We start from the raw sequence: 25,670 nt of genomic DNA on the forward strand, positions 1-25,670 counted from the left end.
GTTTCAGGCTGGTTTCATTCAAAAGAGACACTCCGCTTCAGGGGATTATCAAGGGAGCCCAAACTTTTCGAATTCCTTCGTTTTCAGTCGAGGGCCTGTCGGACCCTTTGAAACATCAAAGGGAGAGCTTATTTTTAATCTCGTCCAAGGCCTGCAGGGCGCCCATGGGGGTCAGCTGGTTGGGATCCAAGGCGCGAAGCGCCTCCAGGGCGGGATGGCTGGCGAAAAGATCCCGTTGGGCCGGGGGGTCGGCCTTCTCAACGGGGCGTTTTCCCGCCTCGAAGGTTTTCAGGAGTTCCTTCGCACGAGCCACCACCTTGGGCGGAAGCCCGGCCATCTGCGCCACGTGCACGCCGTAGGATCGATCCGCCGGGCCCGGCAGGATTTGATGGAGGAACACCAGTTCGTTCCGCCCGTCGGCGTGGGTCCATTCCCGCACGGCGGCGTGAAAGTTTTTGACCCGGGGCCAACGCCGGGCCAGTTCCGTCAGTTCAAAATAGTGCGTGGCGAAAAGAACCTTGGGGCCCGGCCGTTCGGCCGTTCCCGCCAAATGTTCCGCCATGGCCCAGGCCACCGCGAGCCCGTCGTAGGTGGACGTGCCGCGGCCCACTTCGTCCAAAATGACCAGGCTCCGGGGGGTCGCGTTCAACAAGATTTCCGCCACTTCCCGCATTTCGACTAAAAACGTCGACGCCCCTCCCGCCAAATCGTCCCCCGCCCCGATCCGGGTGAACACGCGGTCCACCAACCCCATCCGCGCCCGTTCGGCGGGAACAAAAGACCCCATCTGGGCCAGCACCGCGCCCAAGGCCGCCTGCCGAAGAAAGGTGGACTTTCCCCCCATGTTCGGCCCGGTCACCAGGAGCAGGCGTTGGTCCCCGTCCAGAAATAAGTCGTTGGGGACGAAGGCCCCCCCGCCCCGCGCTTCCAAAACCCGCTCCACCACCGGATGACGGGATTTCTCAATGGCCAGAACGTCGTCTTCGGTGATCTCCGGGCGCACCCAGCGCCCGCGCTCGGCGGCTTCCGCCAAGGACGCTAAGGCGTCGGCCTCGCCCAGGGCCTCCGCCAAACGGAAGAGGTCGTCCCGATGAGCCAGCACCCGGTCCCGAAGTTCCGCCAACAGTTCCCGTTCCAGGGCGCGGGCTTTGTCGTCGGCGCCCAAAATCTTATCTTCCTGAACCTTAAGTTCCGGCGTCACGAAGCGTTCCGCGTTCACCAGGGTCTGCTTGCGGATCCATTCCGGCGGGACCTTGCCCAGGTTGGCCTTGGACACTTCCAGAAAATAACCGAAGACGGAGGTGAACCCCACTTTTAAAGACCCGATCCCCGTCCGCTGGCGTTCCTCCGCCTCCAGGGTGGAGATCCAGCCCCGTCCCCGGGAAGCCAAGCCCCGCAGTTCGTCCAGCGCGGCGGAATGTCCGTCGCGGATCACCCCGCCTTCCGACAGTCGAACCGGGGGATCCTCCGCCAGGGCCCGTTCCAGGAGGTCCGTCAGTTCCGCCGGGGTGTGGAACCCCTCAGCGAGCCCGGCCAAAGGGTGCGCCCCCGCCAGGGGGGCCGACGCGCTTAAAATCTTCGCGGCGCCCGGCGCCCGACGGAGGGTCCGCCGAAGGGCACCCAGGTCCCGCCCCGTGGCGGTCCCGGCCGTCAAGCGGGAAAGGATCCGCTCCAGGTCGGCCGTTTCCTTTAAAAGTTCACGCAGGTCCCGACGCTCCCGTTGAGCCTGAACGAAAAACTCCACCCGGTCCTGCCGGGTCCGGATGGCCCCCCGGTCCATCAAGGGGCGGAGGAGCCAGGATTTGAGGCGGCGCCCCCCCATGGCCGTGGCCGAATGGTCCAAAATTTCCCAGAGGCTCGCGGGGGCGGCCCCGCTTCGCCCCCCGGATTCCGGGAGAAGGTCCAGTCGCCGGATGGCGCCTTCGTCCAGCGTCATGGACTCCGCTCCGTTGTACCGGCGCGGAGGCCGGAGAGCCCGAAGGACCGCGGGTTGGTTTTTTTCCACGTAGGCCAACAGCGCCGCGATCACCCCCCGCGCCGCATGCCCTTCGGAAAGGCCGAACCCGCCCAATCCTTTGACGCCGAAAAGGCTTTCCGCCCGTCGCTCCAATCCCTCTTCTAAAAACCCGCGCAAGGGAACCAGGGTCACCGTCCGTCCCGGCGGGACGGAGGCCCCTTCGGGCCAAAGCGTTTCCCGCGGGGCCACCCGCCCCAATTCCTCCGCCATCCGCCGCGCGCCCGCTTCGCCCGAAGAGAACTCCGCGTAGCGAAGTTCTCCCGTGGACATATCCGCCCAGGCCAACGCCGCTCCGCCCTTCTCGCGGCCGGGCCACACAGCCGCCAGGAAATTGTTTTCCTTGGCCGACAGAAGTTCTTCCTCCAACACCGTCCCGGGGGTGACCACGCGGACCACATCCCTCGTCACCATGCCTTTGGCCGTGGCAGGGTCTTCCATTTGTTCGGCAATGGCCACCCGGAGGCCCTGTTTGAGCAGTTTGCCCAAATAGCTCGGCAACGCGTGGTGGGGAAGCCCGCACATGGGGATCCCCTGCCGCTGGGTCAGCACCAGTTCCAAGATCGGCGCGGCCCGCCGGGCGTCCTCATCGAAAAGCTCATAGAAATCGCCCAAGCGGAAAAAGAGAAGAGCGTCCGGATTCTTGTCTTTGAGGGCCCGGTATTGCCGCATCACCGGCGTGCCGGAAGCGGGGGAGGGGTCAGTCACGGAAAAACCTCTTCATGCGTCGCAACCGCCCGAGCCAACGTTCCGTTGACAAAACCCGTTCAACGAACCGCCGCGTTTCGGGAAAAGGGATGTCCGCCAGGGTCAATCGATCCCCGCGCCGCCAGGCTCGCACGTTGGTGGGCCCCCCGTTGTAGGCCGCCAGGAGGGCCACCGGATCGGGCCCGAATTCCAGCCGGAGCACTTCAAGATACTTGATTCCGATTCGGATATTGACTTCCGGATCGTCCAGCGAGATTTCCGAAGCGTCCAGGCCCAGGCGTCCCGCCATCTCCGTGGCAGTGTCGGGCATGATTTGCATTAAACCCACCGCCCCGCGGTGGGACCGGGCGGAAGCGGAAAACCCCGATTCCACCCGCACCAGCGCCAACACGAACAACGGGGAGAACCCCGCCTTGACCGCGTATCGATCAATCAAGTCTTTGTGGACGAAGGGACGAGTGATCCGCCAAAAAACGGGGGACGGGATAAAAACGGGCACGAGAAAAATCAGCGCCAACGCCAAGAGCCACCACCGGCGCCGCCGCGAAATCCGTTTAGCGCGGAATAGCGGAGAGCGATGTTCCATAAAGGGTCTTGCCGTCGGCCCGATCCACCTGGGCGCGCACCAGGTCCCCCACGGCGGGGTTCCCGTCCGAACGGACGAACATCTTCCGACAGTGCGCCGTCCGCCCCTCCAGTTCAAAACCGCCGTCGGCCGGACGGACGGCTTCCACCAAAATTTCCTGAACCTGCCCGGCCAAGGCGGCTAATTTTTTCCGCGACCGCGCGTCGGTTTCTTCCAACAGCATCGCCAAGCGTTCCTCCTTCACTTTTTCCGGCACATCGTCCGGCCCCGCTGCCGAAACCGTTCCGGGCCGCGCCGAATATTTGAATGAATAGGCCCCATCCAAGTCCGCCTCCCGGCCCAACCGAAGGGTGGCCTGAAAGTCCTCTTCCGTTTCTCCCGGGAACCCCACGATGAAATCCGTCGTCACCGCCAACCCCGACACCTTTCGCCGGAGCATTTCCACCTTTCGAAAGAAATCCCCCCGGGTATAGTTTCGCCGCATGCGAGAAAGGACCGCGTCCGACCCCGATTGCACGGGGAGGTGGAGATGGGGAGACACCCGGGCCGCCCGTCCAAAAGCGTCGGCGAACCGTTCGTCCACATGGAAGGGGTGGGGGCTCATGAACCGGACGCGGGCGACCCCCGGCAGGGCGTCCACCGCTTGCAACAAGTCGGCGAAATCCCGAACCTCCCGCCCGTCCAACCCCGGGTTGTTCCCGGCGGGACGGTAGGAATTGACCGTTTGGCCAAGCAGTAAAATTTCCCGTTGCCCCAGGGCCGCGCGTTCCCTCGCTTCCGCCAGGACGCTAGCCGCGGGCCGGTAAAATTCCCGCCCGCGCACGGAAGGGACCACGCAGTAGGTGCAGGCGTAATTGCAACCCCGCATGATCGTCACAAAAGCCGTCACGCCTTCCCCCGGGAGGCCCGTGGGGCCGAGCCCCGGCGCCCAACCCCAGGCGTCCGCCCATTCTTTCTCCCCATCAAAAACAGGAGGAGGCAGAAGGGACTCGATCAGCCGGTCGAAGTCCGCAATGGATTTAGCCCCCACCACCGCGTCGACTTGGGGGAACCGATGGGCCAGTCGGCCCTTCAATCGCTCGGCCGCGCACCCCGCGAAAATGAGCCGTCGTCCGGGCGCCGCGTCTTTCCAATCGGCGAGCCGCCCCAGAAAAGACAGGGCCTTGTTTTCCGCGTGGTCCCGGACCGTGCAACTGTTGACCAAGACAATGTCCGCCCGCGCCAGGTCCTTCGTGGCGCGGTAGCCGCGGGCCCGAAGCCGGCGCCCCATTTCCAGGCTATCCCCGACGTTCATTTGACAGCCGAATGTCTCGACGTAGAAATACACGGGGAGGATTATACCACTCTCCAACCACCCCCCGGTTGACAAAACGGAGAACGGGGGCTAGGCTTAGACCGCAAGCGAAATTCGGAAGGAGGGACCCCGATGAAACCGACGGCGAAGAAAGTGGTGATCTGCGGCGGCGTTCGAACGCCCATCGGTCACCTGGGGAAAAGCCTCGCCGGGTTTATGCCTGAAGATCTCATGGAGGTGGCCCTGCGGGCGGTGATGCAGAGGACCTCCCTCTATCCCCACGCCGTGGACGGCGTTTTGGTGGGCTGGGTCGGCCAGGGATCCCACGCGCCGAACATCGCCCGCGTCTCCGCCCTCAAGGCCGGCCTGCCGGAAAAGGTTCAGGCCTACACCATCCAACAAAACTGCATCTCCAGTTTGGAAACCGTCGCCAGCGCCTATCGCCACATCATCATGGGGGAAGGCGACCTCTATTTGGCCGGCGGAACGGAATCCATGTCGAATTTCCCCTACGCCATCCGCGGCCACCGGGACCACAAAATGCTCCGTTCCTTGGAGACCGTCAAGGCCAACTGGGCGGGCCTTTGGGACGATCCCGAGGTCGCCATCACCGACACCACCGAGGAAGGGCTCAACGATCCCATTTGCAAAATCAACATGGCCGCCACCGCTGAAGTCTGCGCCCAGATGTATTCCATTTCTCGCGAAGCCCAGGACCGCTACGCCTTCGAAAGCTACAAAAAAGGCCTGGAAGCCGAAAAGCGGGGTTTTTATGACTCCCATGTGACTCCGGTGCTGAAAGACGGCCAAAAAGTTTTGGATCGGGACGAATACCCTTTCCTGCGCGAAAGTTTGGTGGAAAAACCGAGGATGCTGGAAAAAGCACCCACCATTTTTGACGGTCCCTCCTACGGAATCAAAAAATTTTACCAGGACAACGCCCCATACATTCTGGGAAAATCCTATGAGGAAGGAAAAACCAAGGGGACGGTGAGCCTCTTTAACGCCTGTTCGCGCTCCGACGGAGCCGCCGTGGTCATCGTCACCTCGGAGGAACGGGCGAAAGATTTGGATTTGGAAATTCTCGCCGAAGTGACGTCCTGGGGGTTTTGGGGGTCGAGCCCCGCCTACATGGGTATCTCGCCGGTTTTCGCCGCCAGCGTGGCCCTGGAACGGGCCGGGATTCACTTCTCCGACCTGGACCACGTGGAACTGCACGAAGCCTTCGCCGCCACCTGCCTCTCGATCTTCCGCGTCGGCAAGGAGAAATACCGCCAGAACTGGGACGCCGCCAAAGAAAAAGGAATCGTCAACCCCAACGGCGGCACCCTGGCCCTGGGCCACCCGCTGGCCGCCACGGGGGTCCGCCTGCTCTTGAACTTAATCTACGCCATGAAGGAAGACCCAAACTCCCGCCTGGGAATGGCCGCCGCTTGCGCCTCCGGCGGCCTGGGCGGAGCCATGATCCTAAGACGATTTGGGGCCTAGCCAAGGCCCCTCCTTCCGGCGGCTTCTCGTCCGGACACGAAAATCCCGCGACCCTCGGCCGCGGGATTTTCATTTAAACCAGAGGGGACGTCCTTTACTATTATACTATTCTGGAAAATCAAGGGTAACACTGGCATGCGAACGGGGGTCGCAACGCCCGGGCCCGGAGCACCCGTGAAATCCCGGGCCCGTTCCAACAACAAAAAGATGCCGGCCTTACTTCCCCGCCGCATTGGAGGAGGTGGACTTCACTTCCGTCCGAAATTTTTCGCGTTCCGACTTGTTTTCGGATTTTTGTTCTTCGATATAGGCCTTGTTGGAGGCCTGATTCTTTTCACGAAGAGCTTCCAGGGCGGCCTTTTTCTGTTCGTGGGTTAAATTCGGATCGTTGGCGATTTTCTCAAAGGCGGCCACGTTGTCGTTGTAGCGCTGTTCGCGAAATGAAACATTTTTCGAATATTGTTTTCAAAATGCGCGATGAGCTCATTTTTCTGGGCGTCCGTTAATTTGTCGTTCGATGCTAAATGGGCCTTCAAAAACTCCGTATTTTTCTTGTGCATCTCTTCGCGAAACGCCATGTTCTCGTTGTATTGCTCCTCGTGATGGGCTTTGATGGCGTCGGCCTTCTCCTGATCAGACTTCCCTTTTAAAGTCCCACGAAACGCTTCGTTTTCCCCCTGTTGTTGTTTTCGGTGCGCCTCGCGGGCCGCCTTCTGTTCCTCATGGAACGCCTTTCTCTGGCCTGATTTCCCGAAAACAAGCCCAGGCGCGAAAACGAGCGCCGTCGCCAAATAAATCAAACAAGATCGATTCATCGACTTCTCCTTATGAAACGGTGGATGAGGAGGCGCGACCATAAGATCGACACCGACCCCATAGAGTTTAAGGGGAGAATGTCGGTTTTTCAAGGGTTTCAAAACCGGACGAGAACCTCCTTCCGCAGGTAGGTTCCCGCCCCAAACAAAAAGACCCACCCTTGACAAAGAGGGTGGGTCTTTTGCTCTAAATCTTGCGGGGGTAGGATTTGAACCTACGACCTCGAGGTTATGAGCCTCGCGAGCTACCAGGCTGCTCCACCCCGCGTGACGATTGTAGCAAACCCGACGGGGAATCCTCAACTTCTTTTTTTGACCGGGGAGTTCCGGAGCCCCACGACCCCAAGCCCGATCAGGAGGAAGAACGCGCAAACCCCGACAAAAACATCGCCGTGGCGGGCGTAGAAGGTGAGGCCCTCCATGGGCTGGGGACGACCGAAGAGGATGGCGGGCTCCAGCAGGTTGGTTCGGCCGGTGATTTCTCCACGGGGGGAGATGAAACCGGAGTATCCCGTATTGGCCGCGCGCACAACCCAACGACGGTTCTCCACGGCGCGCAGGACGTTGGCGGCGAAATGCTGTTCCGGCGCGGCGGTGTCGCGGTACCACCCATCGTTCGTAAGGTTGACCAAGACCTGGGCGCCCTGAACGGTAAAACGCCGGATCAGGTGAGGAAACAAACCCTCAAAACAAATGTTCACCCCGAGGCGCGCCTCCGGGAACGAAAGCCCCGAGACTTCCCCACCGGGGGAAAAGGAACCCAAGTCGTTCAATACGCCCACGCACCGGGACAGAAGGGGACGGAGAGGAACGTATTCCCCGAAGGGCACCAAATGTTCTTTCCGATATTGTCCGACGATTTCACCCTTGGGCGAGAGGAGAAACGCCGCGTTAAAGTCACCCCTCTCCTGCCGGGAAACAGCGCCGGTTAAAAGAAACGTGCGGGATTCCCGGGCCGCGTCCGTGAGCCAACGCGTGATTTTCGGGTCGTTGGGAATCCAGCCGGGGACGGCGGTTTCGGGCCAGACGATGAGGACCGGTTTCTTCAAAGCGGCCTCCCGCGTTAACGTGGAATAAGACCGAACGATTTCCTCTTCGTAGGCGGCGTCCCACTTCTTGTATTGGTCGATGTTTCCTTGGATCACCGCCACGTCGAAGGCGGGCCCGCCCGGGAGAGGACGGCGCCAGAGAGCCACGCTCCCCGCGATCAAGGCAACGATGGCGACCAAGCCGGGCACCGAGGCCAACCATCGCCGGGGCCGCTCGAAAACACCGAGAAGGGCCGCCGCCAGCGTCCCGTTCACCAAAAGAATCAGGAACGACACCGCGTAGCCCCCCCCGATTTCGGCCAGTTGCAAATGTGGGGGGACCTGCCACTGGGAACAGGAGAGCGGTGTCCAAGGGAACCCGCTCAAGAGGCGAGCCCGCAGGGCTTCCGACGATGTCCAGGCCGCGGCGGCCCAAAAGGGCCGTTCCCAAAGAGGGCGCCGCGACAAAACCCAGACCGCTCCCCCGAACAAAAGCCAAAAGAGAGCCGTGTATCCCGACAAGGCTCCCACCGCCAGGAGACTCACCGCCGGGTTCACTCCCCCCCACCGGCAGGTTGGATAGACCCAATACAAAACCCCCAGCCCGCTCACCCACCCGGCCGCAAAACTCCACCCGACGGCGCTTTTGGCGCTCATCCGCGGGAGCGCGACCAGCATCGGGACGAAAGCAACCCAGGCCCATGGGCCGTGGTTGAAGGTGGGAAAACAGAGGATGGAGAGGAACCCGGTCAGACAGACGGCCGGGCCCCATACACGGGAGTTCAACGACGGGAAATGAGGGTAACTAAGCGTTCGATGGCCGCTTTGGCTTTTTTTGAGCTAACGCGGTTCGTTTGGCGGTAGAGACGGACAGCGTCGGGCTTGAACCCGGCTTTGATCAATTTCAGATAGTCCGATTCGCTCACCGGATCCCCGGGTTGGGGGTAGAGCCCTTGTTGGCGGAGCTTATTTAAGCGCCGAGGCGTCCGCTGAAAGGCGAGGAAAACCCACAGGACAAAGGCGATGACCACCGTGCAGGCCCCGACGAAAAAACCATACCAAAAAACAGGTTCGACTATTTGCCGCAGCATTTTTTGAACTTCTTTCCGCTACCGCACGGGCAGGGGTCGTTGCGGCCGAGTTTTTGGACCTGAGGGAGGGACGCGGGGGATGGGATCCCTCCCTGAGGGGAAGACCCCGTCGGCGCGCCGGCCGTCCGAATCAAAGGGGCCGAAGCAGCGGAAGTCGAGGGCGGGCCCGAGGATTCAGATTCCCCGTCGATTTGGGGCGCCGCCGGCTTTTCCGCCCGCATCACGCGATCTTGGGGTTTCGCCTGGGGAACGGCCTCGGCGCGGAAAAGGAACTCCAAGGCTTCTTCCCGCACCCGTTGAAACATCGATTCGAACAGGTTCAAACCCTCTTTTTGAAATTCAATCAGCGGGTCCTTCTGACCATAAGCCCGAAGGAAAATCCCTTTCCTCAACTGTTCTAAATAGGTCAAATGTTCCACCCAGGCGGTGTCCATCACTTGAAGCAAAACCAGGTGGCTCAACTGTTGGAAATTTTCGGAACCCAAATCCAATTCACGCGCCCGGAACGCCTTTTGCAAGACCTCCTTCAACTCGGCGCGAAGATCCGCCTGGGAGGAATACGTCTCCGGGCGAAACGCGACCTCCGCCTCAAACCCGCGCGCCAGCCAGGCGGAGAGGCTCTGGAAATCCCATTCCTCGGGATGCGTCTTCTCCGGCGCCCAAAGGGCCAGCTTTTCGTCGAGGGATTCTTCCATCATGCTTTCCAGGCGTTCGGTCATGTTTTCGCCGTCCAAAATCGCGTTCCGGAGGGAATAAACGGCCTCGCGCTGTTTGCTCATGACCTTGTCGAAATCCAGGAGCTGTTTGCGAATGTCGAAATTCATGGCTTCGACCTTGCTTTGGGCGTGGCCGATGGCACGGCTGACCATGCCGTGCTCGATGTTTTCCCCCTCCTGCATACCCAACTTGCCCATCCAGTTCTGGATGCGTTCGGTGTTGCCGAAAAGCCGCATGAGTTCGTCGTCCAAAGCCAAATAAAACCGGGAGGAGCCGGGGTCGCCCTGCCGTCCCGAGCGGCCGCGGAGCTGGTTATCGATCCGCCGAGAGTCGTGGCGCTCGGTGCCGATGATGTGGAGCCCGCCCCTTTGTTCCCGGGCCAACAAGGTGGCGTCAAAGAACGATTCCAAAATCCGGCGGTTCACCTGGCGAAGGGCCGCCACGTCAGGCCATTCACCGGCAACCCGGGGTTCCCGCGCCTTCCGCCACAGGTCCTCGGAAACCCCCGCCGGGGGGGCGGACACCGCGAGCTTTTCGGCCAGGGCGGGTTCGTCCAGGAGGGAGTTCAACGCATGGATGACGTCCCGCTCTTTCGCCTTGGAGTAACCCGCCGCATCCACACCCATTTGATCCAGAATCAATTGATCCACGAGCCGCGGTTTCTTGGCCATTTTTTCAAAGGCGTAGGCGTTGAAATCCCCCAGTCCGTAAAAGATGGATCCCTCTTTAACGATCGCGGCCTGTTCCGCGTCCGGAGGGTTCCCGCCCAAAATAATGTCGGTCCCGCGCCCCGCCATGTTGGTGGCGATGGTCACGGCCGCTTTGCGCCCCGCCTGGGCGATGATCTGGGCTTCCTGCTCGTGGTATTTGGCGTTCAACACGCTGTGGGGAATGCCCTTCCGCCGAAGCATGCCGGACAATCGCTCGGACTTCTCAATGGACCGGGTGCCCACCAGCGTGGGCTGGCTCCGACGCCAACAATCCTCGATTTCATCGACGATCGCCTCGTATTTTTCGCGCTCGGTCCGGTAGACCCGGTCCGGGTGGTCCAGACGGGTGACGATGCGGTTGGGCGGGATGGCCACCACGTCCAGTTTGTAGATCTCCCAAAACTCTTTGGCCTCGGTGAGGGCCGTTCCCGTCATTCCGGCCAACTTTTTATACAGCTTAAAAAAATTTTGAAAAGTGATCGTGGCCAGGGTTTGGTTTTCCTCCGCCACGCGCATCCCTTCCTTGGCCTCCACGGCTTGGTGCAAACCGTCGGACCAGCGGCGCCCGGGCATGAGGCGCCCCGTGAACTCGTCAACGATGATCACTTCGCCGTCTTTCACCACGTAATCCACGTCTTTCTGATAAAGCTTGTGGGCGCGGATGGCCTGGGTGATGTGGTGAACCCACTCGCCTGAAATATCGTCGTAGAGGCTCCGTACGCCCAGGAGGTGTTCGCACTTGCCGATCCCCGCGTCGGTGAGGGTGGCGGTGTGGGCCTTCTCGTCCACGATGTAGTCCAACCCCACGCTTAAGTCGGCGCCGGTGTATTTCGCTTTGATTTCTTCGTCCTCGGTGATCATGCGGCCTTTCAGCTGAGGCACGAGGCGGTTGACGATTTGGTAGCGCTGGCTGGAGGCCTCGCCGGGGCCCGAGATGATGAGCGGCGTACGAGCTTCGTCGACCAAGATCGAGTCGACCTCGTCGACGATGGCGTAATGGAAGGGCCGGAGCACCCGATGCTCCTTGCTTCGAACCAGGTTATCCCGCAGGTAATCAAAACCGATTTCGTTGTTGGTGACGTAGGTGACGTCCGAGGCGTAGGCCGCCCGGCGTTCGTCGTTGGGCATGTCGTGTTGAACGAACCCCACCGTGAGCCCCAACCGTTCGTAGACCGGGCCCATCCACTGGCGGTCGCGTTTGGCCAGGTAATCGTTGACGGTCACCACGTGGACGCCCTTCCCCGTCAGCGCGTTCAGGTAAACAGGGAGGACCGCCACCAGGGTCTTGCCTTCCCCGGTTTTCATCTCGGCGATTTTTCCTTCATGGAGGACCACGCCGCCGACCACTTGGACGTCGTAAGGGCGAAGGCCGATGGCCCGCTTGGCCGCCTCGCGAGCCACGGCAAACGCCTCCGGCAGGAGATCGGACAAGGTCTGCCCGTTGGCCAGCCGTAATTTAAATTCGTCAGTTTTTGCCCGCAGGGTTTCGTCGGCCAAGGCCTCCACGGCCGCGCCGAAGGAATTCACCGCCTCCACCAGAGGATCGATCTTCTTGATCGTCCTTTGGTTTTGGGTGCCTAAGAATATTTTTAAGATGCTCTCAATCGTGGAAATCATGGCGTTAAGGGCTCCGATTATACCAAAAGCGTCCGAAGCGCCCGTCGTTTTTCTCGCTGGGTCTCCTCTTTTTCCTCCCTCAACATCCGCCGCTTGGCGTCGCGGCCGCCGGGGGCGGAATAGCCGCCCAAGGTCCCATCGGAACGCACCACGCGATGGCAAGGGATGAGCGGGGCGAAGGGGTTCGCGCCCAGGGCGCGCCCCACGGCGCGAGCGGCCCCCGGCCGGCCGATGTGGCGCGCGATCCAACCGTACGTGCGGGTCTCCCCCTTGGGAATTCCGGCGCAACAGCGCCACACCGCCTGGTAAAACGGCGGGTAGGCTTTCATCCGGGCGGACACGCGATCAGGAATTTTCAAGGACGGCTCCTTTCGAAAAAACGGCTTTGCCCCGTCGAGCCCGGTGAAAAGAAACGGCGAACCGATGGGCTTCATCCCGCACGCGTTGAAGCAAGTGGAGAGCGGGAGAGTTTTTGGGGAGACGCAAGGGTTCCGGCTTCCCCGGCAAATAGATTTCCTCCTCCCGTTTGGCCAGGGACGCCAGGAAAAGCCGGCGGCCCGTGACCTCGGCCACCGCTCGGACAGCGGCCGACAGTTGGCCGGGCCCGCCGTCGATCAAAATCAGGTCCGGCCAGGGCCACCCCTCTTTTTCCACCCGGCGGTAGCGGCGCCCCACGACTTCGGCCATGGACGCGAAATCGTCCACGCCCGCCACGGTCTTGATCTTGAATTTCCGGTAAGCGCTCTTTTCCGGGAGGCCGCGATGGAAACAGACCAGCGACGCCACGGTCTCCGCCCCCTGGATATGGGATATATCAAAACATTCGATCCGCACGGGCGGCCGGGGAAGCGAGAGAGCGGCCTGAAGCGCCTGGAGCGCCCGGGAAGAATCAATCCGCCCCTGAACGTCTTCCTCCTTCAGGTGGCGAAAGGTCACCGGTTCCCGGATGTGATCCAACGCCTGCAGGCTGTCGCGAAGCCGCGCGGCGCGCTCGAATTCCAACCGATGGGCCGCCTCTTTCATTTCTTCCCGCCACACCGCCAAGAGCTCCACGTTTTTGCCCTCAAAAAAAAGGCGGGCCCGTTCGACGATCCGCCCGTAGTTCTCTTTGGAAATGCGCCCCAGGCAGGGAGCGGGGCATTCCCCCGTGTGAAGATAAAGGCAGGATTTTACTTTCTCATAGGGAAACACCCGGCCTTCGGTGATGTCCAGGTCGCAGGGGCGCAGAAGGAACAGGCGGTTTCGCCACACCCAGTCCAAGAGGTGCCGCACCGCCCGAACGTTGGGATAAGGGCCGAAGTAACGGGCGCCGTCCCGCAGGCGCGCGCGGGTGAGACGCAGACGGGGAAAATCCTCGTTGGCCGATAGCTTCACGAACGGATAACTTTTGCCATCCTTCCACATAGTGTTGTACAGGGGTTGGTGCCGCTGGATCAACCTCTGCTCGATGACGAGGGCGTCCCGCTCGCCCGCGGCGGAGAGATAGTCGATGTGGCGGACATCGGCCATGAGGGCGCGGATTTTCGGCTCCACGTCGGGGCGGAAATAATGGGCCACGCGTTTGCGCAGGTCCACGGCCTTCCCGATATAGAGGATGCCCCCGGCGGTGTCCCGCATCAGGTAAACCCCGGGCCCGTGGGGGAGGGCGGTCAACAGGGGGCTACTCAGGGGAAATATCCTCCGCGGTTCTCCGACGGAGGATGTCCCGCAAATGTCCAAATTCCTCCAGGCGGGCCGCCCAAGAAATAAAGAGGTAGAGCCCCGTTCCCACGGTCACGGCCCCCAAGGCTCGAAAGGGGAGGGGCCCCGGCGCCCAGCGGAGCGACGCCCAGGCGCCCGCGGCCATGATCGCCGACGCCGCGGCGCTTCCCACCGCGGTCCGGAGCATCTTCCGCCCGCCCAGGGCGCCGATTTTCCGCCTGAGGAGCCAGAGCAGAATCCCGCCGTTGACAAAAGAGGAGAACGCCGTGGCGAAGGCCAAGCCCCCCACGCCCCATCGTTTCATCAAAAGAACGTTCCCCGCCATGTTGAGGAAGAGGCAGACGGTGGCCACTTGGACGGGCGTTTTCGTGTCTTTCCGAGCATAGAAAGCCGTCACCACCACCTTGACCACCGCGTAGGCCGGCAGGCCCAGCGTGTAAGCGACCAGGGCGGACGCCGTCATGAGCGTTTGTTGCGGCGTGAACAGCCCGTGCTGAAAAAGCGTCTTCACTAAAGGATGCGCCAACACGATGAGCCCCACCATGGCCGGGACGACCAAGTAAAGCGTCATGCGAAGGGAAAAATTGAGGTTCTCTTTGAAGGCGGCCCACTCCTCCCGCGCGGCGCTCATGGAGAGGTGGGGCAGTGTGGCCGTGGAGATCGACACGCCGAAAAGTGCCAGGGCGAATTGCATCAGCCGGTTGGAGTTGTAGAGCGCCGTCACCGACCCTTCCCGCAAAAAGGACGCGCAGATCGTGTCGACATAGGCGTTCACCTGGTCGATGGAAAGGCCCCACAGCGCCGGGATCACCAGCAGGCCCACCCGACGGATGTCCGGGTGCCCGGGGTTCCATTTCCAGCGGGGGGCGATGCCCTCGCGATGGAGGAGGGGCCACACCATGGCCAGATGAAGCAGGCCGCCGATGGTGGTGCTGATCGCAAGCCCCTGCATAGGGTCCATGGCCCACTGTTTGATGCAGAGCACGTAAACGATGGTCGCCACCGACAGCATCGCGGGGGCCAAGGCCGGAATGAAAAAGTGTCCCAGCGCGTTCAAGGCGGCGGAGGAAATGGCCGCCAGGCAGACGAATAAGAGGAAGGGAAACATCTGCCGCGTGAGCGTCACCGTCAGGTCGAAGGTCGCGGGGTTCGCCGATTTGAAACCTCCCGCGGCCAAGGCCACGATCCAGGGCGATCCGAGCATCCCGATACCGACGAGCACGAGCAAAAGAACCCCCAGCGTCGTGAAGAGGGATTGAAAGAAGTCCCGGGCCTGCCGCGGTTCGTGTTTGGCCAAATGCTCGGAAAAAACGGGAACGAAAGCCGTGGCCAGGGGCCCCTCGCCCAACATGCGACGAAGGAGGTTGGACAATCGGAACGCGGCGTAAAAGGCGTCCGTCAAATGGCCGCCGCCGAAAGCGCTGGCCACCAGCGCGTCCCGCACATACCCCAGAATGCGGGAGAGCAGGGTCGCGAAGGAAACGGCGCCGGCGTGCCGGACAAACTTTTGTGAACTCATCGCGGATTTGACTCCAAGGATTGAAAAAGGTACACTTCCGCCCTATGGCAAAGCTTAAAACCGGACGTCACACGTCCTCCCTTAAAGAAGTTCGCAAGGCCAACCGTCGTCACTGGGCCAACGCGGCCGCCAAAACCGGCGCTCGCGACGTGGCCAAGGAACTTCGGGCCGCCATCCAGGCCAAAGACGCCGCCAAGGTGAAGGAACTCCTTCCCCAGGCCATGTCTTCCTGGACGAAGCTGGGCAACCGCCACACGATCCACCCAGCCAACGCGTCCCGCAAGATCGCGCGCATTTCGCGTGCGGCGCACAAAGCCCTTAGCGCCGCTTAAGCGCGGCAACTTCCCCCCCCGTCAGGGACCACACCACGCGCGTTAAATCCGCGTCGGGTGAGCCGCGCCCTGTTTTAAGGGAGACGTCCGCCTCCACCAATCGGTCCAGCGCGGCCAAGAGATGATCCCAGGTCCACAGGGCCATGGCTTTCTCGAAATCCGCCTGGGCGTCCTGAAGGCGGATCCACAACCGTTCGAACACTTGCTTTTTTCCCAACCGGTTCTCGCCTAGGAGCGCTTTTCCCAGGCACAGTTTTTGAACCGCGCGGGTGACTTGGGGGAGGAGCTTCTCCACCGGCTCCCCCTGACCCCGTAAAATTTCCAACAATTCAAGGGCCTTCACCCGGTCTTTCCGCCAAAGAACCCGTTCCCATTCCATAAACCGCAAGGTCGAACGATCCCCCACGCAAGCCGCGACATCTTCCCGAGTAATGGACGGCCGGTCCGCCACGTAGAGAGCCAGCTTTCCCAGTTCCTGGGCCAGATCGGGAAGGCTCGGCCCCACCGCGTCCAAAAGGGACTGGGCCGCGGCCCGGTCCATGCGTTTCCCCGCCGCCTCGGCGCGCCCGACGACCCAGGCGGGCAACTGGTTTTTCAAAGGGAGGCCAGAGAGTCGTCAGAGCACCCACCGACCGAACGGCCTGAACCAAGACCGAGCGTTGGTCCGGCTTTTCATCCCACAGAAGGACCAAGGCGTTGCACTCCGGAATCGTCGAAAGGCCATCCGCCAAACGGTTGGTCTCGGCCGTGGCCAAGTCCGCCGCGCGGCGCACCACCACCAGCCGCCTCCCGCCGAAAAACGGCAGGGTATGGACGGCGGAGAGAATGGCCCCCGCCGTGGCGTCGTTCCCGTCGAAAAGGTCCAGCCCCATGCCGGAAGGGTCGGCGCCGAGGAACTCCTTTCGAAGCCGCGCCACGGCTTCCTCCTTGGTCAAGGTGTCGGGCCCGCCCAAAAGCGTGACGCGGTGGAACCGCCCCTGGGCCCAGCCCTCGATCAGGGAGCAGAGACTGCTTTCGTTGATCGGCGGCACCTCAGTAGGGAGCCGGCGGAGCCACCCGGGGCTCCGGCGGGGCCGCCGGTTTCTGGGCGTCCGGATCCGGCAGGGTCGTCTCCGGCACTTTGCGCGAGCTCGCCCCGGTGACGGAGCCGAACCCTTCGATGGTTCGTTTAACAATATCGCGGGCGAAAAGGTTCCACACGCGCTCCCGCGCTTCTTCTTCCGTCATGCCTCCCGGTTGGGTGTCGATGTAATACCGGTATTCCTGTTCCAGCCGAGGCTCTTCCCACAGAACCCGTTTTTCCTTCCGATCATTGAAACGAACATTCATAATGACCCACAACCGGTATTCCAGGGGCTGGTTGCTGGCATCGTAGGTGGCCACCTGGAGGATGTAATTCACAATTTCGCCTTCCACCATGCCGTCCGCCTGGGCCTCGGAACTGACGTAAGGCAGGCGGCCGTCCCGAATGAACTCCTGTTCCACCTGCAGGCGCAATCGGTCCTCTAGCCCGAAGAACTGGGTCCGGTTCACGAAATTCCGAATTCCGATCTTCTGAATGTTCGGGGGCAGGATGACATTGGCCGATTTTTGGCTCTCCCCCATTTCCGCGCATCCCTGCAAGGAAAAAGACCCCGCCGAGAACGATCCCTCTTCGTGCGTTTTCATATTCCATTCCTCCCATTCGGGGCGCGGTGACGAGGTTCACCATCCGGCCCGGCACGTGGATTTCTTTAAGGATCTTTTGGTCCTTCAAAACTCTTGAATGCGGGGCAAAGCCTTGGCCGCCGCCACCACCGCCGAGGGGCCCGTGCCCACCGGCACCGTCAGCCGGTCTTTCACCTTTCCATTGATTTGGACCGGGTATTCCACCGCGTCCTCCACCAGAAGGGCCGGGTCCGCCACGGGCCAGGGTTGTTCAGAAGCCAACCCCTTCCGTCCCAACCGTTCCCAAAATTCCTCCGCCAGATGGGGCGCGAAGGGCGACAGGAGAAGGGCCAGCGCGCCCAAGTCCTCCTCCGCGGCGCCGGGCCCGAGCGCGCTCACGTATTCCATGAGGGCCGCGATGGCGGTGTTGAATTTGAAATTCTCGATGCGTTCCGTGACCGCGTGAAGGGTCCGATGGCGAAGGCGCTCGTGGGTCCCCGCCGACAGCCGGGGCGCGTCTTGAAGCCTCCACACTTTATGGAGGAACCGCGTCACGCCCTCCACGGTCCGCATGTCCCAAGGTTTCTCCGCCTCGAAATCGCCCATGAACATTTCGTAGAGGCGCATGGCGTCGGCCCCGTGGCGGTCGATCACGTCGTCGGGACTGATCACGTTTTTCTTGGACTTGGACATCTTTTCTTTCAGTTCCCGCAGGGGTTCCCCCGTGGATTTCAAGGCGGGAGGGGTCTTGGTGAAATCGATCTCGTCGTAGGCGTGGTAGGCGCCCAGCTTGTCTTGGTAGCTGTAGGAAAGGATCATCCCCTGGTGCCGCAGTTTTTTGAAGGGTTCCCGGGTGGACACCAACCCCAGGTCGAACAACACCTTGTGCCAGAACCGCGAATAAAGCAAATGCAAAACGGCGTGTTCAGCGCCGCCTACATAGAGGTCCACCCCAGTGCTTCCCATCCACCCTCGTTCGGCCTCGGCCGACCACCCGGCCGCGGCGTTCTTCGCGTCCATAAAACGAAGATAGTACCAGCAGGACCCAGCCCACTGGGGCATGGTGTTGGTTTCCCGACGGGCGGGCCCGGCGCAGTGCGGGCACGCGGTGCGGACCCAATGTTCCACCGCCGCTAACGGCGATTCGCCGGTTCCCGTGGGTTCGAACTTATCCACTTCCGGCAAAAGCACGGGCAATTGGTTCTCCGGCACCGGCACCACCCCGCAGGCCGGGCAATGGACGATGGGGATGGGTTCGCCCCAATAACGTTGGCGGGAAAACACCCAATCCCGCAGGCGATAATGGACCGCGCCTTTCCCCGCCCCTTTTTCTTCCAACCATTTCGTGATCAACCGCTTAAACTCCGCCGTGGGCAAATCGGTGAAAGCGCCGCTCTGGACCGCACGCCGTCTTCTTCAAAAGCTTGACCCTCGGGCACCACCCGGCCGTCCGCCGGGGCCACCACCGGCCGGATGGGAAGGTTGAATTTTTTCGCGAAGGCGTGGTCCCGGCCGTCGTGGGCGGGCACGGCCATGATAGCGCCGGTGCCGTAGCTGATCAGGACATAGTCCGCCACCCAAACGGGAATTTTCTCTCCGTTCACCGGGTTGACGGCAAAACCGCCGGTAAAAACCCCGGTTTTATCCTTGGCCAAGTCGGTCCGTTCGAGATCGGATTTCCCCCGCGCCCGCTGTTGATAGGCCGCCACGTCGGCCCGCCTTTCGTCTGTCGTGAACGCGTCCACTAAGGGGTGTTCCGGAGCCAGCACCATATAGGTGGCTCCGAAGAGAGTGTCGGGCCGGGTCGTGAAAACCACCAGGGTCTTCCCCGCCGCCGTTGTCGGCGAGGCCCCCGCGAAGCGCACTTCCGCGCCCTCGGACCGCCCAATCCAATTCCTCTGCATGGCCAGGGTGGACCCCGGCCAATCCAATCCTTCCAGGTCGGCCAATAATCGGTCCGCGTAGGCCGTGATTTTCAGCAACCATTGGCGCATGTCCCGGCGTTCGACCAGAGTCCCGCACCGCTCGCAGGCGCCTTGGTGCACTTCCTCGTTGGCCAGCCCCGTGCGGCAACTGGGGCAAAAGTTGATGGGGCTCACGCCCTCGTAGGCCAGGCCTTTCTTGTAAAGCTGGAGGAAAATCCATTGGGTCCATCGGTAGTAGGCGGGGTCGGTGGTGTCCACTTCCCGGTCCCAATCGTAGGAGAACCCGAGGGACTTGATCTGCCGCCGGAAATTGGCGACGTTTTTTTTCGTGACCTCGCGGGGATGAAGCCCCGTGGCGATGGCGTGATTTTCCGCCGGCAGTCCGAAGGCGTCCCACCCCATGGGATGCAGGACGTTGAACCCCTGCATGCGTTTCATGCGGGAGATAATGTCCGTGGCCGTATACCCCTCCGGGTGCCCCACGTGGAGCCCCGCGCCCGACGGATAAGGGAACATGTCCAAAATATAAAGTTTGGGCTTGGCGGGATCCGCCTGGGCGCGAAAGGCGCCCGCCTCTTCCCATCGCTTCTGCCACTTGGGCTCAATGGTCTTAGGGTTGTAGGGTTCTGTCATGGTTGGGCTCTCTTCAAATAAATCAGGAATTCGGCGTTCCCGTCAGGTCCGGTGAGGGGAGAGGGGACGCGCCCCTGCAAAAGAAATCCGTTCGACGCCGCAACCCCCTCCACTGTTTTTAATACCCGTTGATGAACCTCGGGATCCCGAACAACGCCTTTCGGCGCTTCTCTGGGGACGACCTCGAACTGGGGCTTAACCAAAAGAACGAACTCGGCCTCTTCATCAAAAATGTTCCCAAGATGAGGCAACACCTTTGTGAGCGAAATAAACGAAACATCCACCGTCACCAGGGGACGGCTTCCCAGCCCCAAAAAGGCGGTCACGTCCTCCCGTCGCAAAGCCAGCACGTGTTGTTTCTCCCGGTTCTCCACCCGGGGGTCGTTCCTCAGTTTCCAATGCAATTGACCGTGCCCCACGTCGATCGCTAAAACCTTCAGGGCGCCCGCCTGCAGAAGACAATCCGTAAACCCGCCGGTGGAGGCCCCGATGTCCACGCAGACCCGGCCTTTCACCTCGATCTCGAATTCTTTGATCGCCGCCTGAAGCTTGAGCCCGCCCCGGGAAACAAAGGGAAGCGATTCCACCCGTTCGAGCGGCTGATCGAGCGAAACCTGGGCGCCCGCCGTGATCTTGGCCAAGCCCGGCGCCCGCACTTTCCCCGCCAGGATCAATGCGTGGGCCATGGCCATGGTTTCGGCCAACCCGCGCTCGACCAACAGGCGGTCTAAGCGAACTTTTTTGGCCAGACCCGTTACCGAACCGACAAACGTTGACGGTGAAGTTCCAACGCCCGGTCAGCGATTTTCGCGGCAGAAAGGCCCACCTTGTCCCGCAGTTTGGCCTGGGTGCCGTGCTCCACAAAACTGTCGGGCAAGCCGATGGTCCGCACCTGAAAGTTCTCCCCCTCGAGAGTTTCCCGCACGGCGTCGCCAAACCCGCCCACAAAGGTATTTTCTTCCACCGTGATAAGGAGCGGCGCCTTCCGCGCGACCTGAAGCACGAACTCCCGATCCAAGGGTTTCACGAACCGGGCGTTCACCACGCCGACCCGAACTCCCTTTTCAGCGAGGATTTCCGCCGCTTCCAGACAGGCCTGAACCGGGTACCCGATGGCGTAGAGGGTGGCGTCTTCCCCCTCTCGCAGTATTTCGCCTTTCCCGATGGGGAGAAGCCTCAGCTGGCTGTCCATGGGAACCCCCACCCCGGCCCCGCGGGGATAGCGGATCACCGAAGGCCCCGGCAGGTTCAACCCGGTCTTCATCATGTGCTGAAGTTCGTTTTCGTCTTTCGGCGCCATCACCGTCATATGGGGCATCATGCGCGCGAAGGAAAGATCGAAGGTTCCGTGATGGGTGGGGCCGTCGTCGCCCACCAACCCGCCGCGGTCCAAACAAAAAACCACCGGAAGTTTTTGCAGGCAAACGTCGTGGATCATCTGGTCGTATCCTCTCTGCATGAAAGAAGAATAGATCGCCACCACGGGTTTCAACCCCCCGCAAGCCAGCCCGGCCGCGAAGGTGGCCGCGTGCTGTTCCCCCAATCCGACGTCATAGAAACGTTTGGGAAATTCTTTCCGGAAGAGATCCAACCCGGTTCCCTCGGGCATGGCGGCCGTGATGGCCACGATTTTGGGGTCTTCTTGGGCCAGTTTAACGAGGGTCTGGCCGAAGACCTGGGTGTAACTCGGCGGTCCGCCCGCGCCTTTCACCATTTCGCCCGTCTCCGGGTTGAAACGGGTGACGCCGTGATATTTGATGGGGTCGGCTTCGGCGGGCTCGTAGCCGCGCCCTTTTTTGGTGATCACGTGGAGCACGTGGGGCCCCTTCAACTGTTTGATCGCGTTCAACACATCCATCATTTGACCGAGGTCGTGCCCATCGATGGGCCCCAGATAGCCAAACCCCATTTCCTCAAAAAGGACGCCCGGGAAAAGGAGGACTTTCACCCGCCGCGCCACGCGCAGGAGGTAGGGCCCGTAAAAACTCATGCGGGTCAAAAACCGCTCCACGCGTTTCTCCATGCGGCGGAAGGCGCCCGCCGTGGTGAGTTTCGCCAGGAACGCCCCGAAAGCGCCCACGCGGTGCGAGATAAACATTTGATTGTCGTTCAAAACCACTAGCAGATCGGTCCCCAAATGCCCGGCATTTTGGAGCGCCTCGAAAGCCATCCCGCCCGTCAGAGACCCGTCGTTGACCACGGCGACCACGTGATGGTTCTGCTTTTGAACGTCCCGTGCCGCCGCGAACCCCACCGCCGCCGAAATGGCGGTGGAAGCGTGGCCCGCGCCGAACACGTCGTGTTCGGACTCCGTGCGGGTCAAAAACCCCGAAATCCCGCCAAACTGCCGCAACGTGTGAAACCGGTCCCGCCGCCCCGTCAACAGTTTGTGGGGATAGGCCTGATGCCCGGTGTCCCAAATGATCTTGTCGGTGGGCGAGTTGTAGACGTAGTGAAGGGCGATGGCCAGTTCCACCGTCCCCAACCCCGCGCCCAAATGGCCGCCCACCTGGGAGGTCACTTCCAGAATTTTTTCGCGGATGTTTTTGGCCAATACGGGTAGCAGTTCCGGCCGGATTTGTTTCAGTTCCGCGGGGCTGTTGACTTGATCCAGTATGTTCATAAGAGGTCCTTTTTTAGTGTCCGTTTAGTTCCAGGGACTGACCGATGAGCTTCGGTTTTCGTAGTTGCCCCAGTTATGGGACGGCCTTTCTTTCAATGGCGTCCTTCCCACAAATAATCGCCCGATAAATCGGGCAACTACAAATTTCACCCCTGACCGTAAACAGACACATTTTTTATCGATCGCGTTCGATCATGTAGTCGGCCAAGGCGGAAAGCAGGTCCGCCCGGCGCCCAAAAACGCGCAGAGCGTTTTTGGCTTCGGCCACGGCTCGATGCCCGCGCCGTCGAGAGGATTCCAACCCGTAGACGGAGGGAAACGTTAGCTTCTGATTTTCCTGGTCCGACCCGCGCTTGCCCAAAAGTTTTTTGTCGCCCACGATGTCCAAAACGTCGTCGGCGATTTGAAAAGCGAGGCCGATGTTTTCCCCGTACCGGGCCAGCGCCCGCCGCTGAACCGCGGTGGCGCCCACCAACACGGCCCCGGCGTCCAAACTGGCCTGGATCAGCGCCCCCGTCTTGTGCCGGTGAATATAGTCCAACACCTGGGCCCGATGCCCGTTCAGGGCCGCGTTCCCCTCCGACACGAGATCCACCGCCTGCCCCCCCACCATGCCCAGGGACCCCGCCGCCCGGGCGACCAAACGGATGGCCTCCACCACGTGTTCCGGCCGGACGCCCTTCACCGAGGCGTTCCGCGCCATCAATTCAAAAGCGAACGTCAGGAGCCCGTCGCCGGCCAAGATGGCCATCCCTTCGCCGAACACCTTGTGGTTGGTGGGCCGCCCGCGCCGAAGATCGTCGTCATCCATGGCCGGCAAATCGTCGTGCACCAAGGAATAGGTGTGAAGCACCTCCAAGGCGCAAGCCGTGGGAAGGACTTTTTTGAAATCGCCCCCGCAAATCTCCGCCGCCGCCAGACAAAGCACCGGTCGAAGCCGTTTGCCCCCCGCGAAAACGGAATACCGCATGGCCTTGTGGACCAGGTCCGGTTGAATCTTTTCCCGCACCAAATACCGGTTGAGCGCCTGGTCCACCAGAGCCGCCCGTCGTTTCATGTGCGTCAATAGTTTTTCTTGCGTCACCTGGGTCACCGGTCATTTCCTTTCAAACGTTTTATGGATTCTCTCAATCGAACGAGCCCGCCCCGTGGACTCGTCCGCCTCCACGATCACCGCGCAAAACTGAGCGTCGCCTTCCGCCACGGACAAACGAACTCTCACTCCGGTCAAGAACCGTTTGAGCGCCGAAGCTCGATCCCCGCCGATGATCCCGTCCCGGGGCCCCGCCATCCCCACGTCCCCGATGAACGCCGAGCCCCCCGGCAAAATCCGTTCGTCCGCCGTCTGAACATGGGTGGGTCCCGAGCACCGCCGCCACCCGCCCGTCCAAATACCATCCCATGGCCTGCTTTTCGCTGGACGTCTCCGCGTGCATGTCCACGAGGATGAGATCCGCCTCTAAACCTTTTAAGAGCGCATCCGCCGCGCGAAAAGGACAGTCGATGGTGTCCATGTGGTGGCGCCCCATCAACTGAAGGACCGCCACCCGCTTGCCGTTCACGGGATACACCCCACCCCCGCCCCGCCAACATGGGAGGGTAATTGGCCGGCCGCAATATACGGGGGTCCGAAAGGAGCGGTTCGGTTTCCGGCCGGTCCCAAGTGTGGTTCCCCAGCGTAAAAACGTCGATTCCCGCCGCAAAAAGCTCCTGGGCCACCGGCCCCGTGATCCCCCGCCCCCCCGCCGCATTCTCCACATTCCCGACGACAAAATCGATCCCCGCGTCCCGCCGAATCAGCGGGAACGAAGTGCCGAACCGCCTCCCGCCCCGGCCGCCCAAAGATGTCCCCCACAAAAAGAATGCGCACTCCCCATCCCCCGTCGACATGTAAAGAAAAGATTATATCAAACCAAACGCTTTTTTCGGGGATAGAAAGCGCCAACCCGGGTTCTAAGTCAAAAACCACCCCGCCCAAGAAAGGGACGGCCGTCATTTAGCAACGAAGAAGAAGTCCGAGGAAATCGCTTGGGAAAGGATAAAAAGGCCCGCCAAAATCGAATCAAGACCCCCGTGTGACCGTTTTCCATTTTATTGATTTCGTTTAACAACGCAATGAAACCCGCGCTGGTAGCCCACGGGACCGTCATTGGGGAAAAAGTGGATCCGTCGGGATGGTTCGTCACAAGGACCGGGAAACCCCACGTTCGTGCGTCACCTTAATGTGGCTCCCCCCTCCTCATTTCTGCACCACCACCTTCAACCGTTTCCGCCCGCCGTTCTTTTCAATGATCGCCAGGTAGACACCGCTGGCGATGGGAGATCCCGCGTCGTTGGTCAGGTCCCAAAGGAACTGAACCTTGCGGGGGCGTGGTTATGGTTTTCACCGGTTGACCGCTGATCGTATAGATCCGCACCGCCGTCTCCGCGGGGATTCGGTCGAAAGTGATTCCGGCAGATCCGTGGTGGGGGCTGTAGGGCACGGGGTAGGCCCGTGCGCCGTCCACCGTTGTTGGAGCCAGTGGCAGATCCTCGTCCTCTATTCCTTGGTCTGTCAGGCCTGGGGTTGACAGGGTTTTGGTGGACCCCGCAATGGCGTGGGGCGACTCGTTTCCTGCCCCATCCACGGTCCACACACGTGCGTAATACATCTTGTTCGCGGCCAGGGACCTTACGCTGGTCGATAAAGTCACCATGTAATTCTTATCCCAGCCACTTAAACGGCTGGAAAAGTTGTTATCGGAGGACACATCCACCCGGTAACCTGCCACCTCGCTTCCCCCAACATCCGAGGCCTGAGGCCAAGACAGATCGATCGATTGGCCTTTCCCCTCTAAATTCAACGATCCAGGCGAGGCTGGGACTGTTTTGTCCCGCAACGTTCGAGTGCTCACCCAGTCCGAATAGTTTTCATTGCCATCCCCATCCACCGCTCGAACACGAACAAAATAGAGTGTCTCCGCCCTCAGGCCAGTCACCGTGACCTGGGGCAACCATCCTACGCCGCGGGCCACCCAACCAGGAATGCGCGAAGAATTATAATTCCCGGTTGCCACATCCACCTTGTATCCCCTCAACCCGCTCCCGCCCTCATCCGTGGACGCCGTCCAGGCAATTGACACACCTCCCTCCAGCCCCGTTGGCGTCACGTTCATTGGCTTCACCGGTGGGATCGTGTCAAGAAGTGTCTTCGTCGTCACAATCTCGCTGTAGTTCGAAAGA

General features: G+C 61.3%; 21 protein-coding genes, 1 tRNA gene and 1 pseudogene. 2 read left to right on the plus strand and 21 right to left on the minus strand.

The annotated features are described in order from the left end of the window. Positions 1–115 precede the first annotated feature (115 nt). Genes mutS through IPP35_02920 form a run of 3 tightly spaced genes read right to left on the minus strand, consistent with a single transcriptional unit; the run spans position 116 to position 4,602 of the window. Positions 116–2,722, minus strand: a complete 2,607-nt coding sequence (mutS, locus tag IPP35_02910) for a DNA mismatch repair protein MutS (GenBank protein ID MBL0058070.1) — start codon at positions 2,720–2,722, stop codon at positions 116–118. Then, positions 2,715–3,308, minus strand: a complete 594-nt coding sequence (locus IPP35_02915) for a lytic transglycosylase domain-containing protein (protein ID MBL0058071.1) — start codon at positions 3,306–3,308, stop codon at positions 2,715–2,717. The genes mutS and IPP35_02915 overlap by 8 nt, the downstream gene beginning before the upstream one ends. Then, a complete protein-coding gene (locus IPP35_02920; GenBank protein ID MBL0058072.1) occupies positions 3,277–4,602 on the minus strand; it encodes a MiaB/RimO family radical SAM methylthiotransferase in 1,326 nt (441 codons plus the stop codon). Before IPP35_02920 ends, IPP35_02915 begins: the two co-directional genes overlap by 32 nt. Before the next feature lie 132 nt (positions 4,603–4,734). Between IPP35_02920 and IPP35_02925 the strand changes: the two genes are divergently transcribed. Next, on the plus strand, positions 4,735–6,090 hold the full coding sequence (locus IPP35_02925; GenBank protein MBL0058073.1) for a thiolase family protein: 1,356 nt from the start codon (positions 4,735–4,737) through the stop codon (positions 6,088–6,090). Positions 6,091–6,306: 216 nt separating this feature from the next. Here the strand turns inward: IPP35_02925 and IPP35_02930 are convergent, their stop codons facing one another. From IPP35_02930 to murJ, 9 genes are all read right to left on the minus strand, one after another. Continuing rightward, positions 6,307–6,504 carry a hypothetical protein gene (locus tag IPP35_02930; GenBank protein ID MBL0058074.1) on the minus strand — a complete coding sequence of 66 codons (198 nt, stop codon included), beginning with the start codon at positions 6,502–6,504 and terminating at the stop codon, positions 6,307–6,309. Next, the gene (locus IPP35_02935; protein MBL0058075.1) at positions 6,465–6,905 is read right to left on the minus strand and encodes a hypothetical protein; all 441 of its coding nucleotides are present in this window, start codon (positions 6,903–6,905) and stop codon (positions 6,465–6,467) included. Before IPP35_02935 ends, IPP35_02930 begins: the two co-directional genes overlap by 40 nt. 194 nt (positions 6,906–7,099) lie before the next feature. Next, a tRNA-Met gene (locus tag IPP35_02940) sits at positions 7,100–7,173 on the minus strand. Positions 7,174–7,204: 31 nt separating this feature from the next. Next, a complete protein-coding gene (lnt, locus tag IPP35_02945) occupies positions 7,205–8,611 on the minus strand; it encodes an apolipoprotein N-acyltransferase (protein ID MBL0058076.1) in 1,407 nt (468 codons plus the stop codon). A gap of 104 nt (positions 8,612–8,715) precedes the next feature. Next, the gene (locus IPP35_02950; GenBank protein ID MBL0058077.1) at positions 8,716–9,024 is read right to left on the minus strand and encodes a hypothetical protein; all 309 of its coding nucleotides are present in this window, start codon (positions 9,022–9,024) and stop codon (positions 8,716–8,718) included. After that, a complete protein-coding gene (gene secA / locus IPP35_02955; GenBank protein ID MBL0058078.1) occupies positions 9,009–12,068 on the minus strand; it encodes a preprotein translocase subunit SecA in 3,060 nt (1,019 codons plus the stop codon). Before secA ends, IPP35_02950 begins: the two co-directional genes overlap by 16 nt. A gap of 17 nt (positions 12,069–12,085) precedes the next feature. Next, a complete protein-coding gene (locus IPP35_02960) occupies positions 12,086–12,502 on the minus strand; it encodes an MGMT family protein (GenBank protein ID MBL0058079.1) in 417 nt (138 codons plus the stop codon). After that, the gene (locus IPP35_02965) at positions 12,414–13,721 is read right to left on the minus strand and encodes an excinuclease ABC subunit UvrC (protein MBL0058080.1); all 1,308 of its coding nucleotides are present in this window, start codon (positions 13,719–13,721) and stop codon (positions 12,414–12,416) included. The genes IPP35_02960 and IPP35_02965 overlap by 89 nt, the downstream gene beginning before the upstream one ends. A 7-nt stretch (positions 13,722–13,728) precedes the next feature. After that, a complete protein-coding gene (murJ, locus tag IPP35_02970; protein ID MBL0058081.1) occupies positions 13,729–15,288 on the minus strand; it encodes a murein biosynthesis integral membrane protein MurJ in 1,560 nt (519 codons plus the stop codon). A gap of 44 nt (positions 15,289–15,332) precedes the next feature. On the opposite strand from murJ, the gene IPP35_02975 reads away from it, so the two are divergent. Then, positions 15,333–15,620 (plus strand): 30S ribosomal protein S20, encoded by a 288-nt coding sequence (locus tag IPP35_02975; protein ID MBL0058082.1) that lies wholly within the window; start codon positions 15,333–15,335, stop codon positions 15,618–15,620. Here the strand turns inward: IPP35_02975 and holA are convergent. From holA to IPP35_03020, 9 genes and pseudogenes are all read right to left on the minus strand, one after another. Further along, the gene (gene holA, locus IPP35_02980) at positions 15,607–16,206 is read right to left on the minus strand and encodes a DNA polymerase III subunit delta (GenBank protein ID MBL0058083.1); all 600 of its coding nucleotides are present in this window, start codon (positions 16,204–16,206) and stop codon (positions 15,607–15,609) included. The two genes, IPP35_02975 and holA, sit on opposite strands and share 14 nt — an antisense overlap. A 446-nt stretch (positions 16,207–16,652) precedes the next feature. Then, positions 16,653–17,288 carry an LptE family protein gene (locus tag IPP35_02985; protein ID MBL0058084.1) on the minus strand — a complete coding sequence of 212 codons (636 nt, stop codon included), beginning with the start codon at positions 17,286–17,288 and terminating at the stop codon, positions 16,653–16,655. 84 nt (positions 17,289–17,372) lie between these two features. Then, positions 17,373–18,644 carry a class I tRNA ligase family protein gene (locus tag IPP35_02990; protein ID MBL0058085.1) on the minus strand — a complete coding sequence of 424 codons (1,272 nt, stop codon included), beginning with the start codon at positions 18,642–18,644 and terminating at the stop codon, positions 17,373–17,375. Then, positions 18,617–19,825 (minus strand): leucine--tRNA ligase, encoded by a 1,209-nt coding sequence (locus tag IPP35_02995; protein MBL0058086.1) that lies wholly within the window; start codon positions 19,823–19,825, stop codon positions 18,617–18,619. The genes IPP35_02990 and IPP35_02995 overlap by 28 nt, the downstream gene beginning before the upstream one ends. Continuing rightward, positions 19,822–20,517: a TlyA family RNA methyltransferase gene (locus tag IPP35_03000; GenBank protein ID MBL0058087.1), complete on the minus strand. Its 696-nt coding sequence runs from the start codon at positions 20,515–20,517 to the stop codon at positions 19,822–19,824. The genes IPP35_02995 and IPP35_03000 overlap by 4 nt, the downstream gene beginning before the upstream one ends. A 62-nt stretch (positions 20,518–20,579) precedes the next feature. Continuing rightward, positions 20,580–22,448 (minus strand): 1-deoxy-D-xylulose-5-phosphate synthase, encoded by a 1,869-nt coding sequence (locus tag IPP35_03005; GenBank protein ID MBL0058088.1) that lies wholly within the window; start codon positions 22,446–22,448, stop codon positions 20,580–20,582. Between the two features lie 175 nt (positions 22,449–22,623). Then, positions 22,624–23,505: a polyprenyl synthetase family protein gene (locus IPP35_03010; GenBank protein ID MBL0058089.1), complete on the minus strand. Its 882-nt coding sequence runs from the start codon at positions 23,503–23,505 to the stop codon at positions 22,624–22,626. A 39-nt stretch (positions 23,506–23,544) separates the two neighbouring features. Further along, positions 23,545–24,318, minus strand: a pseudogene (locus IPP35_03015) (TIGR00282 family metallophosphoesterase). Positions 24,319–24,733: 415 nt separating this feature from the next. Continuing rightward, positions 24,734–25,570: a fibronectin type III domain-containing protein gene (locus IPP35_03020; protein ID MBL0058090.1), complete on the minus strand. Its 837-nt coding sequence runs from the start codon at positions 25,568–25,570 to the stop codon at positions 24,734–24,736. Between the last annotated feature and the right edge of the window lie 100 nt (positions 25,571–25,670).

This window comes from Elusimicrobiota bacterium, from assembly GCA_016721625.1.
Taxonomy (GTDB): Bacteria; Elusimicrobiota; Elusimicrobia; order FEN-1173; family FEN-1173; genus JADKHR01.

Excerpts from the sequence above, each read along its gene's own strand:
- IPP35_03010 (MBL0058089.1), bottom strand. The coding sequence starts at position 23,505 with ATGAAACGACGGGCGGCTCTGGTGGACCAGGCGCTCAACCGGTATTTG.
- IPP35_02935 (MBL0058075.1), bottom strand. The coding sequence starts at position 6,905 with ATGAATCGATCTTGTTTGATTTATTTGGCGACGGCGCTCGTTTTCGCG.
- IPP35_02975 (MBL0058082.1), top strand. The coding sequence starts at position 15,333 with ATGGCAAAGCTTAAAACCGGACGTCACACGTCCTCCCTTAAAGAAGTT.
- IPP35_02915 (MBL0058071.1), bottom strand. The coding sequence starts at position 3,308 with ATGGAACATCGCTCTCCGCTATTCCGCGCTAAACGGATTTCGCGGCGG.
- IPP35_02985 (MBL0058084.1), bottom strand. The coding sequence starts at position 17,288 with ATGAAAACGCACGAAGAGGGATCGTTCTCGGCGGGGTCTTTTTCCTTG.
- murJ (MBL0058081.1), bottom strand. The coding sequence starts at position 15,288 with ATGAGTTCACAAAAGTTTGTCCGGCACGCCGGCGCCGTTTCCTTCGCG.
- secA (MBL0058078.1), bottom strand. The coding sequence starts at position 12,068 with ATGATTTCCACGATTGAGAGCATCTTAAAAATATTCTTAGGCACCCAA.
- IPP35_02920 (MBL0058072.1), bottom strand. The coding sequence starts at position 4,602 with ATGAACGTCGGGGATAGCCTGGAAATGGGGCGCCGGCTTCGGGCCCGC.
- lnt (MBL0058076.1), bottom strand. The coding sequence starts at position 8,611 with ATGCTGGTCGCGCTCCCGCGGATGAGCGCCAAAAGCGCCGTCGGGTGG.
- IPP35_02950 (MBL0058077.1), bottom strand. The coding sequence starts at position 9,024 with ATGCTGCGGCAAATAGTCGAACCTGTTTTTTGGTATGGTTTTTTCGTC.
- IPP35_02925 (MBL0058073.1), top strand. The coding sequence starts at position 4,735 with ATGAAACCGACGGCGAAGAAAGTGGTGATCTGCGGCGGCGTTCGAACG.
- IPP35_02995 (MBL0058086.1), bottom strand. The coding sequence starts at position 19,825 with ATGACAGAACCCTACAACCCTAAGACCATTGAGCCCAAGTGGCAGAAG.
- IPP35_03000 (MBL0058087.1), bottom strand. The coding sequence starts at position 20,517 with ATGGCCATGGCCCACGCATTGATCCTGGCGGGGAAAGTGCGGGCGCCG.
- IPP35_02960 (MBL0058079.1), bottom strand. The coding sequence starts at position 12,502 with ATGAAGCCCATCGGTTCGCCGTTTCTTTTCACCGGGCTCGACGGGGCA.
- IPP35_03005 (MBL0058088.1), bottom strand. The coding sequence starts at position 22,448 with ATGAACATACTGGATCAAGTCAACAGCCCCGCGGAACTGAAACAAATC.